Raw genomic sequence first — 17,838 nt, 5'->3', positions numbered from 1 at the left:
CTGGACCGGCCGATCAGGAAGCGCTGATGCGTCGGGCGCTGGCGGAAATCCGCCAGCTGCGCGCCCGTGTGGCGGAACTGGAGGCCGGGCGCGACCATGCCGTCGCTATCATCGGCATCGGCTGCCGCTATCCCGGCGGCGGCGATACGCCCGATCGTTTCTGGCAGGCGACCCGTGACGGCCAGGATGCCATCGGCCCCTATCCGCCCTCCAGGCTGAAATCCTTTACCAGTGCGCCGGCCCCGGTGCCCGATGCCGCCCTGCTGGGCGGGTTCCTGGGCGATATCGACGGGTTCGATGCCGGCTTCTTCGGCCTGTCCCCGCGCGAGGTGCGGTCGATGGATCCGCGCCAGCGCCTGCTGCTGGAGGTCGGCCACGAGGCGCTGGCCGATGCGCTGATCCCCGCCTCAAAGCTGGCCGGCAGCGCCACGGGCCTTTACCTGGGCCTCTACAACGACGATTTCGCGCAGCTGCACATGCGGCTGGACCGGCCGGACGGGCTGGACGCCTATCTGGGCACCGGCATTTCCCATTCCATCGCGGCGGCGCGCCTGTCCTATCTGCTGGACCTGCGCGGGCCGGCCCTGGCGCTGGATGTGGCCTGCGCCTCGTCGCTGGCCGCCGTGCATCTGGCCTGCGCCAGCCTGCGGGCCGGGGAAAGCGATCTGGCGCTGGCCGGCGGGGTCAACCTGATCCTGGCGCCCCTGTTCGGGATGATCACCGACGCCATGGGCATGATGGCGCCCGACGGGCGCTGCAAGCCGTTCGACGCCCGGGCCGACGGGTTCGTGCGCTCGGAAGGCTGCGGCATCGTGGTGCTGAAGCGGCTGGCCGACGCGCTGGCCGATGGCGATCCGATCCGGGCGGTGATCCGCGGCAGTGCCATGAACCAGGACGGTGCCACCAACGGCATCACGGCGCCCAACGGCAAGGCCCAGCAGGCGGTGATCCGCGCCGCGCTGGCGGATGCCGGGGTGGCCGCGACGGATGTCGGCTATGTCGAATGCCACGGCACGGGCACGCCGCTGGGCGACCCGGTGGAGGTGGATGCCCTGGAACGGGTCTATGGCGGCGGGCGGGTGGATGCCTGCGCCCTGGGTTCGGTGAAGGGCAATATCGGCCATGCCGAGGCGGCGGCCGGCGTCGCCGGGCTGATCCGCGCCGTGCTGGCCGTGGAGAAGCGGGAAATCCCCGCACTGGCGCATTTCAGCCGGCTGAACCCGCATATCGACCTGGGTTCCGGGCTGACGGTACCGACCGGCCCCGTAGCCTGGACGGGGGATGCGCGGCACGCGTCGGTCAGTGCCTTCGGCTGGTCGGGCGGCAATGTGCATGTCGTGCTGGGGCCGGCGCCACCGGCCGATGCGGCGGTACCCGTGGACGCGCTGGGCGCGGCGGGTCACCTGCTGCCCCTGTCGGCCGCCAGCGCCGAGGGGCTGACCGATCTGGTGGGCCGGGTGGCGGGCTGGCTGCGGCCCGATACCGACCTGGCCGCCCTGGCCCGTGCCGCCTGGCACGGGCGCGACCATCACCGGCACCGGCTGGTGCTGCGCGCCGATACCGCGGGTGAACTGGCGGGCAAGCTGGCGGCCGGTGCCACGGGGACCCCTGTGATCCCCGGGCGCACGGTGCTGATCTTCCCCGGCCAGGGCGGGCAATGGCCCGGCATGGGCCGGTCGCTCTATGCCGACGACCCGCTGTTCCGGGCTGAGTTCCAGGCGGTCAGCCGGGCGGCGGCACCCTTCACCGGCCGCCCGCTGGTGGATGAGCTGCTGTCCGCCGACCGGTTCGACCGCATCGACGTGATCCAGCCGCTGATCTTCGCCGTGCAGGTGGCGCTGGCCGGCTGGCTGCGGGCGCATGGCGTGCGCATCGACGCCGTGGCCGGGCACAGCATGGGGGAGGTGGCGGCTTCCTGCGTGGCCGGCATCCTGTCGCCCACCGATGGTGCCCGCGTCATCGCGCGGCGCAGCCGGCTGCTGCGCTCCATCGCTGGACAGGGCGCCATGCTGCTGGCCGACCTGACGGCGGCGGAGGGGGAAGCGGCATTGGCCCCCTGGCGCGACCGCCTGTCCGTGGCCGCCATCAACGGCCCGCGCACCCTGGTCTTCTCCGGCGACCGGGATGCGGTGGACGCCCTGCGCGGGGAACTGGAGGTGCGGGGCACCTTCTGCCGCCCGGTGAAGGTGGACGTGGCCAGCCACAGCCCGCAGGTCGATCCGCTGCTGCCCGATCTGGCGCATGAACTGGCGGGCATCGCCCCGCGTCCGGCAGACGGGATCACCTTCTACTCCACGGTGACGGGCGGTCCCCTGGACGGGACGGCACTGGACGCCGCCTATTGGGGCCGAAACCTGCGCCAGCCCGTGCGCTTCGCCGACACGGTGCGGCGCCTGCGTGCGGATGGGTATGGCACCTTCGTGGAGGTCAACGCCCATCCCGTGCTGGCGCCGGCCCTGCGCGATTGCCTGGACGGCGCCGGCCATGTGGTGGAGACGCTGCGGCGGGAGGAAGGCGAGGCCGGGGCCCTGCTGGACGCGCTGGGCGCCATCCATGCCGGCGGCGGCGTGGTGCAGGCGGCGGCGCTGTATGCTTCCCGCCCCGCCCTGCGGTTCCCTGCCATCGGCTGGGCCCGGACGGACCATGTCCGTCCCGTGCCGCCCGTGGCGGGCATGGTGGAGGAAGGGGCGGAATTCCATACCATCGACTGGCAGCCGCTGCCCGACCGGCCGGCCGCTGTCACCGGCCGCTGGTTGCTGATCGATGGCGGCCCGGCGGAGGGTGATGGATTGCGGGAAGCGCTGGCCGATGCGCTGTCGGCGGCCGGTGCCGCACTGATGGTCGGCTGGATGGGGGCCCCGGACAAGATCGCGGATGTGCTGTCGACGGAGGACCTGGAAGGTTGTGCCGGCGTCGTCTGGCTGGCCGGGCGCGCACCGGTCGGTGGCGGCGATGGCGACCCCGTGGCGGCGCAGGCATGGCAGGCGACGGCCGTCCTGCGGCTGGCCCACCATCTTGCGGCCCTGCGTCCCGACGGCGACCTGCCGCCCCTCTGGCTGGTCACGCGCGGAGCGGAGATGGTGGAGACGGGCGCCTTGCCGCCGCCGGCCGGCCCTGTGGTCGGCCAGGGGACGATGCGCGGCTTCCTGCGCGTGGCGGCGACGGAACAGGTGGGCGTGCCCCTGCGCCTGGTCGATCTGCCGGCGCAGCCGACGCAGGCTGAAGCCGGTTGGCTGGCCCGGCACCTTCTGGCCGGCGGGGATGAGGATCAGGTGGCGTTGCGCGGCGGCCGGCGTCTGGCGGCCCGGCTGGTCCGGTGCGATGCCGGGCCGGGAAGCCCGCGCCTGGACCCGGAGGGGGCCTACCTGGTCACCGGCGGGCTGGGCGGCATCGGCCTGCGGCTGGCCGAACAGCTGGCGGCCTGGGGTGCCCGGCACCTGGCCCTGCTGGGCCGGCGGGTGCCGGGACCGGAGGCGTTGACCGTCCTGGCCCGGCTGGCGGGGGCCGGCGTGTCGGTGCGGACCTTCGCCGTGGATGTGGGCGATGCGGATGCGCTGGGCCGGGTGCTGGAGAGCGTGCGCGCGATGGCGCCGCTGCGCGGCATCTTCCATGCCGCCGCCACCCTGGATGACGCGGTCATCGCCAACCTGACGCCGGACCGCATGGCGACGGTGCTGGGGGCCAAGCTGGCGGGGGCCTGGAACCTGCACCGGCTGACCCTTGGCGACGATCTGGGCCTGTTCGTGCTGTTCTCGTCCGCCGCCGGCTGGCTGGGCACGCCGGGGCAGGCCAATTACGCGGCGGCCAACACCGCCGTCGATACCCTGGCCGGGTTGCGGCTGGCGGCGGGTTTGCCGGCCCATGCTATCGCCTGGGGGCCATGGACGGATGTGGGACTGGCGGCGGCCGATGCCAGGCGCGGGGAACGGCTGGGCACGCGCGGGCTGGCTGGCCTGTCGCCTGATGCCAGCCTGGCGGCGCTGGGCCGGCTGATCGCCGCGCCTGGCGGGGTGTGGGCGGTGATGCGCCTGAACCGCGATGCCTGGGCGGAACATTATCCAGCCGCCGCCGCGCGGCCCTTCCTGGCTGGCGGGGGGCAGCCACCGCAGATGGGATCGGATTTCGCCAGGACCTTCGCCGAGGCCGCCACCGGCCGGCAGGTGGCCCTGCTGTCGGCGGAGGTCGCGGCCGTGCTGCGCACCGATCCGGCAAGTGTGCTGCCCGACGAGCCGCTGCGCAGCCTGGGGCTGGACAGCCTGATGGCGCTGGAACTGCGCAACCGGCTGGAACGGCTGACGGGGCTGCGCCTGCCGGCCACCCTGGCCTGGACCTGTCCGACCCCGGCCCTGATGGCCCGGCATCTGGCGGAAAGGCTGGCGCCGGCCACGGTTCCCGCGCCGGTGGCACCGCCCGTTCCGGCCGCACGGCTGGATGCCGATATCGATGCGCTGTCGGATGAGGAAGCCCTGGCGCTGCTGACCGGCGGAGGGGCGGCATGAACGATCTTCCCTCTGCGATCACCGCCGAAAAGCGTGCCCTGCAGGCCCGCCGCCTGCGCCAGGACCCGCAGGTTCAGGCTTTGCTGATGGCCGAACCGCTGGCCATCATCGGCATGGGCTGCCGCTTCCCCGGCGGTGCCGATGGTGCGGATGCCTTCTGGCGCCTGCTGCTGGATAAGGGCGATGCCATCGGCCCCGCCCCGGCCGGCCGCTGGTTCGCAGAGGCGGAGCGGCCCCTGGGCGGCTATGTCGACGGGCTGGAAGGGTTCGATACCGGCTATTTCGGCCTGTCGGCGCATGAGGCGGCCTGGATCGATCCGCAGCAGCGGCTGCTGCTGGAAGTGGCGATGGACGCCCTGGACGATGCCGGCCTGACGCGCGCCGCCCTGGCCGGCAGCCGCACCGGCGTGTTCGTGGGTGCCTGTGTCAGCGATTATGTCCGCCGGTCGCTGGCGCCGGGGCAGGGGCCGGACCCCTACGCCGTGTCGGGCATCGCCGATGCCATTCTGGCCAACCGGCTTTCCTACATGCTGGACCTGAACGGTCCCAGCCTGGCGGTGGATACCGCCTGTTCGTCGGCGCTGACCGCCTTCCACATGGCCTGCCAGAGCCTGCGCACGGGCGAGAGCGACATGGCCATCGTGGGCGGGGTCAACGCCATCCTGTCGCCGGAGATCGGCCGGTCGCTGGGCTTGGCCGGCATGCTGGCGCCCGACGGGCGGTGCAAGAGCTTCGATGCCGCCGCCGACGGTTTCACCCGCGGGGAGGGGGCGGGAGCCGTCATTCTGCGGCGGCTGGCCGATGCCATGGCGGCCGGCGATCGCATCCATGCCGTCCTGCGCGGCACCGCCATCAACCAGGACGGCCGCAGCAACGGCCTGACGGCACCCAACCCGCTGGCCCAGGAACGGGTGATCCGCGCAGCTCTCGACAATGCCGGCATCGCCCCGCAGGCGGTGCATTTCGTGGAGACGCACGGCACCGGCACGGCGCTTGGCGACCCGATCGAGGTGCAGGCCCTGTCCGCCGTCTATGGCGCGCCGGGCCGGGCGGCCCCGCTGCGCATCGGGGCGGTGAAGGCCAGTATCGGCCATCTGGAGGGGGCGGCCGGCATGGCCGGGCTGATCAAGGCCGTGCTGTGCCTGAAGCATGGACGGATCCCCGGACAGGTGCATTTCACCCGGCCCAACCCCAATTTCGGCCCCGGCTTCGACCTGCATGTGCCCCTGGCGGCGGAACCCTGGCCGGCACCCGCCGACGGGTCGCGCCGCTTCGCCGGGGTCAGCGCCTTCGGCTTCGGCGGTACCAACGTGCATCTGGTGCTGGAGGAAACCCCACCTTCCCTGGCCCGGCCGGTCCCGGTGCCGTTTGCCGGCGATGCGCTGCTGGTCCTGACGGCGGCCGACCCGGCCGCCCTTTGCACCCGCGCCGTCCAGGCCGCGGATATGCTGGCGGCGGGGGCGGACCTGGCGGGTTTGCAGGCCACCCTGGCGCGGCGGTCCAGTCCCCTGGCCTATCGGCTGGCGGTGACGGGGGACGGTCCGGATGCCGTGGCCGACCGGTTGCGCGCGGCGGCCGATGGGGCCACGGGTCCCGACATCGCGGTGGGCACTGCCGGGCGCGATGCGGCGGGGCCGGTTTTCGTCTTCACCGGCCAGGGCGGGCAATGGGCCGGGATGGGGCGGGGTCTGCTGGGCCTGCCCGCCTTCCGTGCGGGCCTGGATTCGTGCGATCTGGCCCTGCGCCGGGCCGAGGGCTGGTCGCTGATCGAGGCGCTGGAACAGGGGCGCAACCTGACGCCCACGGAGCGGGCGCAGCCGGTGCTGGTCGCGGTGCAGGTGGCGCTGGCCGGGCTGCTGACCAGCCTGGGGCTGACACCCGCCGCGATCATCGGCCACAGCGTGGGCGAGGTCGCGGCCGCCATGGTGGCCGGCGCGCTGGATATCGAGCAGGGGATCGCCATCGCCGCCGCGCGTGGCCGGCTGATGGCCGAACTGGCGGGACGGGGCCGCATGGTGGCGGTCGATCTGGCGCCCGATGCCGTGGCGCCGGCCCTGGCGGGGCTGGAGGTCGACATCGCGGCGATCAACGGCCCGGCCTCGCTCGTTCTCTCCGGCACGCCGGAGGGGGTTGAGGCGGCGATCGCCCGCCTGAACGTGCCGGCGCGGCCGCTGCCCGGCTCCTATGCCTTCCATGGGCGGCAGGTGGCGGGGGCGGCCGATGCGCTGGCCACCGCGTTGGCCGGGCTGGTGCCGGCCGTGCCGGGTGTGGCGATGATCTCCACCGTCACCGGCGGGCCGGCCCCGCGCCTGGACGGTGCCTATTGGGGGCGCAATGCCCGCGAACCCGTGGATTTCGCCGCCGCATCGGCCCATCTGCTGGCGGCCGGCCATCGCCGCTTCGTGGAGATCGGGCCGCACCCGGCGCTATTGTCCGGCGTCGCCAAGCTGTGGGCGGCACGTGGCGGAGAGGCTGGTGATCTGGCCCTGGTTCCCACCCTGCGCCGCGCCACCGACGACCGGCTGAGCCTGCTGCGCAGCGTTGGCGACCTGTTCGTGCGCGGTTTCGCGCCGGACTGGGACGCGCTTTGCATCAAGGCCGGGCGGGTGACGCCCCTGCCCCCCTATCCCTGGCAGCGCCGCCCCTGCTGGCTGCCGGAACCGGCGACGACCGCACCGGTCGCGGCCGAGCCGGGGGAAGCCGCCCTCCATGCCGTGGAATTCACCGATGCGCCGGCAGCCGCGGCGCCCGCCCCCGGTACCTGGGCGGTCCGGGGGGCGGGCGCGCTGCACGACGCGCTGGCCGACCGCCTGGGCACGGGTGGTGACCGGCAATTGCTGGTGCTGCACGGTGTGGGCGATGACGCCGCCGCCGCGGTCGATGCCTGCGATCATTGCCTGCAGGCCGTGCGCGGGACGCAAGCGCCGCTGTGGCTGGTCACCGGCGATCCGCAGGTCGATCCGGTGGCGGGCGCGCTATGGTCGCTGGTCGAAGGGATCGGCTGGGAATTGCCGGGCCGTATCGCCGGGGTGATCGGGGTCGGTGGCGATGTCGCCCCGGACCGCCTCGTCGAGGAACTGGGGCGAAGCGCCGGGCGTGTCGTCCTGGCGGGTGATCGCCGGCTGGCGCCGGTGCTGCGCCGGCTGGACGGGGCGGCGGGGATGCCCACCATCGATCCCGCCGCCTCATACCTGGTGACGGGCGGGCTGGGCGGGATCGGGCTGGCCTGTGCCGGCTGGCTGGCCGATGCCGGTGCCCTGCATCTGGTGCTGGCCGGACGCCGGGCGCCGACGGATGATGCGCTGACCGTGCTGGAAGGCCTGCGGCGGCGGGGCGTGGTGGTGGAGGTCGCTTCGGTCGATATGGCTGATGCCGCCGCCGTGGCCCGGCTGCTGGACGGATTCGGCCGCGAACGGCCGGTGCTGTGTGGCGTGATCCATGCGGCGGGCGTGCTGCGCGACAGCCTGCTGCGCGGCCAGGACCGTGACGCCCTGTCCGACATCTTCGCCGCCAAGGCCGGGGGTGCGGACCTGCTGGACCGGCTGACGCGCGACCACAGGCTGGATTTCCTCTTGTTCATGTCCTCCATGGCCGGCCTGTTCGGGGCGCTGGGCCAAGCCGGCTATGGGGCGGCCAACGGTTTCCTGGATGCGCTGGCCCGGCGACGGCGGGCGGGCGGACAGGTGGCGGCCAGCGTCGCCTGGGGCCCCTGGCTGGAAGCCGGCATGGCCGCACGGCTGGGGGATGACGGGGCCGCCGGCCGGCGGGCCAGGGGGATCGGGGCGTTGTCGAACGCGCAGGCCCTGTCCATGCTGGGACCGGTGCTGGCCGGCGCCACCGCACCGGTGACGGCCGCGTTGCGTCTGGACTGGCCGACCTTCCGCGCGGCATTGCCGGACGGGGCGGGGCCGTTGGCGGCCTCCCTGCTGGCACCGCCCGCCACCACGCCCAAGGCATCACCGCCCGCACCCGGTGCGCTGGCCGCGCTGTCGGCCCTGCCGCCGCTGGCAAGGCGCGGCCGGCTGCGGTTGCTGGTGGGTGAGGCGCTGGCGGCCGTCATGGGCGGCGGGAGCCCCGACCCCAACCGCGGCTTCTTCGACCAGGGCATGGACAGCCTGATGGCCATGGCCCTGCAGGCCCGGCTGAACCAGGCGCTGGGCGGCATCGTCGGGCCGACGGCGGTGTTCGAGCATGCCACGGTCACGGCCTTGGCCGACCATCTTCTGTCGCGGCTGCCGGGAAACGCCCCGCCCGCGACAGCCGCCGCACCGGTACGGCAGTCCGGAACATTGTCCGACCTGCTGGCGGAACTGGATGCCGCCGCGGGTCCGCAAACCGCTGAAAGGGGAAGGGGTTGATGGCGACTTACTATGTCGGTCTGGCCGCGTCGTTCCATGATCCCGCCATGGCCATCGTGGCCCCGGACGGGGAGGTTCTGTTCGCGGAGGCGCAGGAACGCTATCTCCAGGACAAGCGCGCCTTCAACGCCGTGCCCGACCATATCCTGCGCGCGCCCAAGCTGATCCGCCAATATTGCGGCAAGGATGCCGAGGTGGTGGTGGCCGTCAGCTGGAGCAGGAAGGTCCTGAAATCGCTCTGGACCTCCTCGCTGGTCGATGTGCCCGGTATCGGCGGGCTGCTGCGGCCGGTGAACGATTTCTTCATGGCGCGCAGCGACCATCTAGTCTGGCCGTGGCCGCGCTTCGACCATCTGCGCCAGGGCATGCTGAGCACGCTGAGCCTGGCCGGCCACAATCTTGGCGCCCTGCGCGACCAGGGGTTCACGGTGGCGGGCATCCGCCGCTTCGACCACCACCTGACCCACGCCGCCACCGCCTGCTATACCAGCCCGTTCGAGGAGGCGGCCTGCGCCGTCATCGACGGTTATGGCGAATGGAGCTCCACCAATTTCTACAGCTGGCGCGACGGGGCATTCAAATCCCTGGCTGGCAAGCCCGGCGCGCTGGCCCAGAATTCCGGCAGCCTGGGCATGTTCTATTCCAAGGTCTGCGCGCTGTGCGGCTTCGACACGGTGCAGGGCGAGGAATGGAAGGTCATGGGGCTGGCCCCCTATGGCAGCCTGGACGGGGAATTCTACGAATTGCTGCGCCCGCTGGTGCAGGCCGACGGCCTGACCCTGCACAATCCGCAGGGCCGCGACACGGGCCGGCGCCTGAAGCAGGTGCAGGAACTGATGGCGGTGGCCAAGGCCGACCCGGACCCGTCCGTGTATCAGCGCCGCCGCGCCGACCTGGGCCGCACGGGGCAGGAGATTTTCGCGGAGGTGGCGGGCGAGCTGCTGGCCGCCCTCTACGCGGTCCATCCCAGCGACAACCTGGCCTTCGGCGGCGGCTGCGCGCTGAACTCCTCCTATTCCGGTCGCATCCTGGCCAACACGCCGTTCAAGGCCCTGCATGTGCCCATGGCGCCGGGCGACGATGGCAATGCGCTGGGGGCGGCGATCCTGGCCTGGGCGCAGGATCATCCGGACGGGGTGCCGGCCGGTGCCGGCCGGACTCAGTCGCCCTATCTGGGCAGCGCGGCGGCCCCGTCGGCGTTGGAGCGCATGGTGCGGTTCGGCGGCTTCACCAGCCTGCAGCATCTGCCGGATGGACAGGTTGTGACCAAGGCGTCGCAATTGCTGGCCGAGGGGCGCATCATCGGCTGGTTCCAGGACCGGGCGGAGTTCGGCCCCCGTGCCCTGGGCAACCGTTCCATCCTGGCCGACCCGCGCGACCCCGGCATGAAGGACCGCATCAACGACCGGGTGAAATTCCGTGAGGAATTCCGGCCCTTCGCGCCCTCCATCCTGCATGAGCACGGCCCCGACTGGTTCGAGGATTACCAGTCCAGCCCCTATATGGAGCGGACCCTTGTCTTCCGGCCGGAGGTGCGCGACCGCGTGCCCGCCGTGGTGCATGAGGATTTCACCGGCCGCCTGCAATCGGTCACGGCGGAGATCAACCCGCGCTACCACGCGCTGATCAGCGCCTTCCACGGGTTGACGGGTGTGCCGATGCTGCTGAACACCAGCTTCAACGTCATGGGCAAGCCCATCGTACATTCGGTGGAGGATGCCATCGCCGTCTTCGCCACCAGCGGCCTGGATGCCCTGGTGATCAACGATTACCTCATCGAGAAACAGGAGGCCGGAGCATGAGCGAACTGGGGATCGGCGGCGGCACGGAACGCAACGTGGCCAGCTTCTACGACAATGCCAACGGCTTCCTGACGGAGAAGAGCGGCTTCTTCAACCAGGGCTACTGGAAGGACGACCCGCAGAGCCAGGACGAGGCCTGCCGCGCCCTGGTGCGGCTGGTGGGCCAGGCGGCGGGCCTGGGCGCGGGTGACAGGGTGCTGGATGCCGGCTGCGGCCAGGGCGACCAGATCCTGCATTGGGTGCGGGATTTCGATGCCGGCCATGTCACCGGCATCACCCTGTCGCTGGCCCAGATCCAGGGTGCGCACAATCTGCTGCAAAAGGCGGAGATCGCCGACCGCGTCACCCTGCACCGCATGTCGGCCACCGAGCTGGACCTGCCCGACAGCAGCTTCGACAAGGTGGTGGCGGTGGAGAGCGGGCACCATTTCGACACGCGTGCCGATTTCTTCGCCGAGGCCTATCGCGTGCTGAAGCCGGGCGGGCGCTTTGCCGCCTGCGATATCCTGCCCATGCCCCGCGCCCTTGCGGGCAAGTTCGGCTGGGTGGTGGACGCCATGCGGCGCTTTCCCAACAAGGCGATGATGCCGGCCGCCAATGTCGTGGACCGCACGGTCTATCGCGACCAGCTGGTGGCAGCGGGCTTCACCAACGTCCAGGTCATCTCGATCCGCGAACATGTCTACGGCCCCATGGCCCGCAACCTGCGCAAGCGGCTGGACGCCGGGGAGATCAGCCCCTGGACGCCGCTGGCGCAGGTGTCGCCGTCGATGCTGTTCGACCGTGACCGGCTGCATTATGTGCTGGCGCTGATGCAGATGCTGGGCGCCATCGGCAGCGACCTCACCTGGCCCGGCACCGAACGGGCCTGCGAACATGGGCCGCTGGATTACATCCTGGCGGTGGCGGAGGTTCCGGGGACGTGACGGCCGATAACGCCCATCGCGAGTTGCTGACCCGGGCCGCCGCCGAGATCAAGGCGCTGCAGGCGCGCCTGGACGCGGCCGCCGGTGCGGCACCCATCGCCGTGATCGGCGCCGGCTGCCGCTTTCCCGGCGGGGCCGACGGGGTGGATGCCTATTGGCATCTGTTGCGGACCGGTGGCGACGGCATCCGGCCCGTGCCCGACGGGCGCTGGGACATGGACCGGCTCTATGATCCCGAACCGGGCCGGCCGGGCCGGCTCTACACGCGGGCGGGCGGCTTCCTGGATGATGTCGATCGGTTCGATGCCGGCCTGTTCGACATTCCCGATGCGGAGGCCGACAGTATGGACCCGCAGCAGCGGCTGGTGCTGGAGACGGGCTGGGCGGCGCTGGAACATGCCGGCATCGCACCCGCCACCCTGCGCGGCAGCCGCACGGGCGTGTTCGTGGGCATCGGCCTGGACGATTACGCCCGGCTGATGCAGGCCGAAGGGGTGGGAAGCGACCGTATCGATCCCTATCGCGGCACGGGCACCGGCTTCTGCTTCGCGGCGGGGCGCCTGTCCTATGTGCTGGGATTGCAGGGGCCCTCGCTGTCGCTGGACACGGCCTGTTCCTCCTCCCTGGTCGCGGCGCATCTGGCCTGCCAGAGCCTGCGGGCCGGGGAATGCGACATGGCGCTGGCCGGCGGGGTCAATCTGGTGCTGTCGCCCGACCTGACCATCTATCTCTGCGGGTTGCGGGCATTGGCGCCCGACGGGCGTTCCAAGACCTTCGATGCGTCTGCCGACGGCTATGGTCGGGGCGAGGGGGCGGGCTTCGTCGTGCTGAAGCGGCTGGATGACGCGCTGGCGGCGGGCGACCGGGTGCTGGCCGTGATCCGGGGATCGGCGGTCAATCATGACGGGGCCAGCAGCGGCCTGACCGTGCCCAATGGCGAGGCGCAGCAGGCGGTGATCCGCGCGGCGCTTGCCCAGGCGCGGGTGGAACCCGCCGCCGTCACCTATGTGGAGACGCATGGCACCGGCACGTCGCTGGGCGACCCGATCGAGGTCGCGGCCCTGGGTGCCGTCTATGGTCCGGGGCGCGAGCGCCTGCTGCATCTGGGGGCGGTGAAGGCCCATATCGGGCATCTGGAGCCGGCGGCGGGTGTCGCCGGGCTGATCAAGCTGGCCCTGTCGCTGCACCACGCCACCGTGCCGCCGCAGCGGCCCGTGGAACGGCTGAATCCCGCCATCGACCTGGATGCCATCAAGGCCGGGCTGGCTCCCACGGCCCGGCCGTGGACGGGGGAGCGCCTGGGGGCCATCAGCGCCTTCGGCCTGTCGGGCACCAACGCGCACATGGTGCTTGAAGGGGTGGGAGAGGCCCATGCCCCGGCCACCCGGCATCGCCCCGTCCATGTTCTGGCGCTGGCCGCCGGCACGACCGACGCGTTGACGGCGCAGGCACGTGCCCTGTCCACCACCCTGGCCACCGCCCCCGACACGCGGGCCGCCGACCTTTCGGCCGCCATCTCCCGCACCCGCAACGGCTTGCGCTATCGCCGCGTGCTGGTGGGGACGGCATCGGAGATCGCATCGGCCGCCCTGTCCCCGGCCCCGCCCGCACGCACGGGTGCCGCCCCGCAGGTGGCTTTCCTGTTCAGCGGCCAGGGTGCCCAATATGCCGGCATGGGCCGTGGTCTCTATGAGACGGAGCCAGTGTTCCGCGCCATGCTGGACCGGTGCGACGCGATCTGCGCCGGTCTGGGCGTGCCGCTGCTGGACATGCTCCATCCCGCCGACCCGGCCGACCGGCGCATCGATCATACCAGCTTCACCCAGCCGGCTTTGTTCAGCCTGTCGGTATCGCTGCTGGCGCTGTGGCGCAGCTGGGGTGTGAACCCCGCCGCCGTCATGGGGCACAGCGTGGGTGAGTTCGCGGCCGCCCATGCCGCCGGGGTGCTGGGGCTGGAGGAGGCCTTGGCGCTGGTGGTGGAGCGGGGGCGGCTGATGGGGGCGCTGCCGCTGGGCGGGGCCATGGCGGCGGTCGCCGCCGGCATCGGCAAGGTGCGCCCGCTGGTGGATGCCGATCCCGGCCGGCTGGCCATTGCCGGCCTGAACGCCCCGGACGAGGTGGTGATCTCCGGTGCCGCCGATGCCGTGCGGCTGGCGGGTGAGGCGTTGCGGGCCGACGGGGTGCGCGTGCGCGATCTGACGGTCAGCCACGCCTTCCATTCCCCCCTGATGGACCCGGTGGTGGATGCGTTTGCGGCCTGCGCCGCCGGGTGCGACAGTGCCGATCCCGCCATCGCCCTGGTGTCCAACGTCACGGGCACCTTCGCCGATGCCGGCCTGCTGCGCGACCCGGCCTATTGGGGCCGGCATCTGCGGCAACCGGTGCGCTTCGCCGACGGGATGGCGGCGCTGATCGGGGCCGGCTGCACGCATTTCGTGGAGATCGGGCCGGGGGCGGCCCTGCTGGGCCTGGGCCGGCGCGTGGCGGGTGATGGCAGGCCGGACCTGCGCTGGCTGCCGTCGCTGCGGTCCGGGCAGATGGATGCGCGTGTCATCCTGGGCAGCCTGGGCGCGCTGTACGAGGATGGGGCATCGGTCGACTGGGCGGCCGTGCACCGGGGTTTCGCCGACCCGTCCGTCCGTGCCCCCACCTATCCGTTCCAGCGCAAGCGCCACTGGTTCCGGCCGGGCCGCGCGCGGGCGGAGCAGCCGCAGGCCAAGGGGGGGGCTGCCCTGGTGGGCAGCCGCCACCGTTCCCCCGCCCGTACCGTGGAATACCAGTCGCGCTTCGATCTGGGGGTGCTGCCGATCCTGGGCGACCATGTCGTCTATGGCCGCGCCGTCGTCTCCGGCCCGACGCTGGTGTCGCTGATGATGGAGGCGGCGCGCGACCTGCTGGACGGGCAGCCGGCGGAGGCCGGTGCCATCGCCTTCCTGGAACCGGTCATCCTGACCGATACGATCAGCCGCACCGTCAGCCTGACCCTGGCACCGGACGGGCCCGGCCGCTGGCGGGCGGAACTGCAAAGCCTGATCGACGGTGCCGATGATGGCGCCTGGACCCTGCATGCCACGGCGATCATCGCCAAGGCCGCCGCCCCGGCGGACACCGCCCCGTCGCTGGAGGTGGTGCGCGCCCGCTGCCCCGACATCGTGACGGGCAAGGCGCTGTACGACGATGTCCAGACGCGCGTCGGCTTCACCTTCGGCCGGTCTTATCTGTGGGTCGATACGATCTGGCGGCGCGAGGGGGAGGCCATCGGCCGCATGCGCGCGCCGGAGCCGTCCGACCGACGCGACGGCAGCTTCGCCTTCCATCCCGGCCTGCATGACAGCTGCTATCAGGTGTTCGGGGCGGCGTCGCAGTCGGTGATGGGCACCGACCTGTCGGTGGCGGTGATCCCCGTGGGCGTGGACAGCTTCCGGTTCTTCGGCGACGCCGGCGGCGACCTGGTCTGCCATGCCGTGCTGTGGCCGGGGGAGGCAGGCCGCGATGATATGTTCGCGGGCGATTTCACCCTTTACGACGCGGCCATGGGCCGCGTGGTGGCCGAGGCGCGCGGCCTGCGCCTGCGCCGGGCGCGGCGCGACGTGATGATGCGGGCACTGTCGGCCGGCGATGCCGGGCCGCTCTATCGCCTGGACTGGAAGAAGCTGCCCCCGCCCGTCGCCGCCAGGGCCGGGCGCTGGCTGCTGGTCGGTGACGATGCGTCGCCGCTGGCCGATGCGCTGCGGGCCGGCGGGGCGGGCAGCGTGCAGGTCGTATCGGCGGCTGAACTGCCGGCGGCCCTGGCGAATGTGGCGGATGGCGTGGCCTTCCTGCCGCTGGCCGGTGGCGATGCGCGGGCAGTGATCGAACCGGCGCTGGCGATCGTCCGGGCCCTGGCCGCGGCACCCGGCACGCCGCGCCTGTGGCTGGTGACCCGGGATGGTGACCTTTCCCATGCCACGCTCTGGGGTCTGGGGGCGGTGGCGGCACTGGAACTGCCCGACCGCTGGGGCGGATTGGTCGACCTTGCCGGGCCCGGGGACTGGCGGGCGACCGCCGCCCACCTGCTGGCCGGCGGTGTCGAGGACCGGGTGCGGATCGGCGAAGGCGGGGTGGAGGCGGCCAGGCTGCTGCCGACGGGTCCCGCCGGTCCGGCGCCTGCCATCCGGGCCGATGCCAATTACCTGATCACCGGCGGCCTGGGCGAACTGGGCCTGGCGACCGCCGAATGGCTGGTGCGCCAGGGGGCGCGGCACATCACCCTGACGGGGCGGCGGGGCGGGGAGGTGCCGGCATCCCTGACGGCAGCGGGTGCGGATATCCGCATCGTCGCCGCCGACGTCACCGACCGGGCGGCCATGGCCGACCTGCTGGGCGAGATGGACGGGGTGCGGCGGCCGGCGCTGGCCGGCCTGTTCCATGCCGCCGGCACCCTGGCCGACCGTACCTTGACGGGGCTGGACTGGGCGGCGACGGAACCGGTCCTGTCGCCCAAGCTGAACGGCGCCCTGATCCTGGACGCTCTGACGCGTGACCGGGGGCTGGACCTGTTCGTCTGCTATTCCTCCGGCGCCTCCCTGATCGGGTCGCCCGGCCAGGGCAATTATGCCGCCGCCAATGCCGGCCTGGATGCGCTGTGCCGGCGGCGTGCGGCGGCGGGGCTGCCGGCCCTGTCGATCAATTGGGGGCCTTGGGCCGGCGGTGGCATGGCCGCGGTGCGCGATGATGACGCCTGGACGGCGCGCGGCGTGCGCCCCTTCACCCGGGATGAAGGCATGGACCTGATCGGCCGCGCCCTGTCATCCGGTCTGGCCCAGGTGGCGGCCCTACCCGTCGATTGGGGCCGCTACCTGTCGGGTGCCGGGGCCACGCGCGCCGGCCTGTTCGACGCTGTGCGTCCCAAGGCCAGGCTGGATGCGGGGACGAAAGAGAATGTCTTCGCCGACTGGCAATCCCGGCTGGCGGCGGCGGCGCCGGAGCGGCGGCGGGAGATGCTGGAGGATATGTTGCGCCCGGCCCTGGTCGCCGCCATCGGCCTGCCCGCCGGGATGGCGGTGCCCGCGCGCCAGGGCTTCTTCGATCTGGGCATGGACAGCCTGATGGCCATCGAGTTCCGCAACCGACTGCAATCGCTGCTGGGGCGGCCCTTGCCGGCCACGCTGATCCTGGACCGGGCCAACCTGCATGCGCTGGCCGGATATCTGCTGGAGCATCTGTTCGCCCTGGCCGAAAGTGCCGGACCCGCCCCGGTGGCGGCCGCGGTGACCGATCACGCCGATCTCGACATGCTCAGCGATGACGAACTGACATCCCTGCTGATCCAGGAACTGGAGGACACGAGATGAGCCCTGCCGCCACGCCGGTTCTGAAGGGGGATAACGGCACCCCGTCCGCCAGCCTTGCCGCCGTCTATGGCGCCGCCAAGGCCCTGGGGCTTGAGAGTCTTTATCTCAACCTGGGATATTGGGCTGATCCCCCCGCCGATTACGATGCCGCTGCTGCTGCCCTGGTCGACCAGGTGGCCGCCGCCGCCGGCATCGGGGAGGGGGATGTGGTGCTGGATGCCGGCTTCGGCTTCGGCGACCAGGATATACGCTGGGCCGAACGGCTGAAGCCGGAACGGATCATCGGCGTCAATGTCATTCCCGAGCAGATCGAGGCCGCCAAGGCGCGGGTGAAGGCGGCGGGGCTGGAGGGACGGGTGGAATTGCACCAAGCCGACGCCACGCGCCTGCCGGTACCCACCGGGTCGGTGACGCGGGTGGTGGCCGTGGAATCGGCCCTGCATTTCGACAGCCGCGCCGATTTCTTCTCCGAGGCCTATCGGGTGCTGGACCATGGCGGGCGCCTCGCCCTGGCCGATATCGTGCCACGTCGCGACCGGCCGCTGGTAGCCAAGGTGGTGGACCTGCTGGCCGCGCGCCTCTGGGCCATTCCGGCGGAAAATCTCTATGACCTGGACACCTATGCCAGCCGGCTGGAACAGGCGGGCTTCGTCGATATCGAGGTGCGGGACCTGTCGCAGGAGGTGTTCGTCGGCTTCGGCAAGCATGTGATGGAGATGCTGGGCGACCCCGACGCCGTGAAACGGCTGGGGCTGGAGACCTTGCTGCAATGGCACCAGTCGACCCTGGCCGTGCTGCAATTCCAGTATGTGCTGGTCAGTGCGCGCAAGCCGGGCCTGCCGCTGGCCGCCGCCGATGTCGCATCCCCACGGCGCGGCGGGCGGCGGACCAAATCCGCCCCGTCGGGTGAATAAGGGCTG

At 72.2% G+C, this 17,838-nt stretch carries 6 protein-coding genes; all 6 read left to right on the top strand.

Annotation, left to right across the window (positions count from 1 at the left end):
- The first annotated feature begins 26 nt into the window (after positions 1-26).
- Genes ACM9HJ_RS24555 through ACM9HJ_RS24530 form a run of 6 tightly spaced genes read left to right on the top strand, consistent with a single transcriptional unit; the run spans position 27 to position 17,832 of the window.
- Complete coding sequence (locus ACM9HJ_RS24555) at positions 27-4,499, top strand: type I polyketide synthase (RefSeq protein WP_416574420.1); 4,473 nt, start codon at positions 27-29, stop codon at positions 4,497-4,499.
- Complete coding sequence (locus tag ACM9HJ_RS24550; RefSeq protein WP_416574419.1) at positions 4,496-8,857, top strand: type I polyketide synthase; 4,362 nt, start codon at positions 4,496-4,498, stop codon at positions 8,855-8,857. The genes ACM9HJ_RS24555 and ACM9HJ_RS24550 overlap by 4 nt, the downstream gene beginning before the upstream one ends.
- Positions 8,857-10,659 (top strand): carbamoyltransferase, encoded by a 1,803-nt coding sequence (locus ACM9HJ_RS24545; protein WP_416574418.1) that lies wholly within the window; start codon positions 8,857-8,859, stop codon positions 10,657-10,659. The genes ACM9HJ_RS24550 and ACM9HJ_RS24545 overlap by 1 nt, the downstream gene beginning before the upstream one ends.
- Positions 10,656-11,585 (top strand): SAM-dependent methyltransferase, encoded by a 930-nt coding sequence (locus ACM9HJ_RS24540; protein ID WP_416574417.1) that lies wholly within the window; start codon positions 10,656-10,658, stop codon positions 11,583-11,585. The genes ACM9HJ_RS24545 and ACM9HJ_RS24540 overlap by 4 nt, the downstream gene beginning before the upstream one ends.
- Positions 11,582-16,918: a type I polyketide synthase gene (locus tag ACM9HJ_RS24535; protein WP_416574416.1), complete on the top strand. Its 5,337-nt coding sequence runs from the start codon at positions 11,582-11,584 to the stop codon at positions 16,916-16,918. The genes ACM9HJ_RS24540 and ACM9HJ_RS24535 overlap by 4 nt, the downstream gene beginning before the upstream one ends.
- The gene (locus ACM9HJ_RS24530) at positions 16,915-17,832 is read left to right on the top strand and encodes a class I SAM-dependent methyltransferase (RefSeq protein ID WP_416574415.1); all 918 of its coding nucleotides are present in this window, start codon (positions 16,915-16,917) and stop codon (positions 17,830-17,832) included. The genes ACM9HJ_RS24535 and ACM9HJ_RS24530 overlap by 4 nt, the downstream gene beginning before the upstream one ends.
- Positions 17,833-17,838: the final 6 nt, after the last annotated feature.

The sequence above is a fragment of the Niveispirillum sp. KHB5.9 genome (genome assembly GCF_048066115.1).
Lineage (GTDB): Bacteria > Pseudomonadota > Alphaproteobacteria > Azospirillales > Azospirillaceae > Niveispirillum.
Note: the sequence above shows the minus strand (reverse complement) of the source record. Positions and strands in the feature narration are given on the sequence as shown.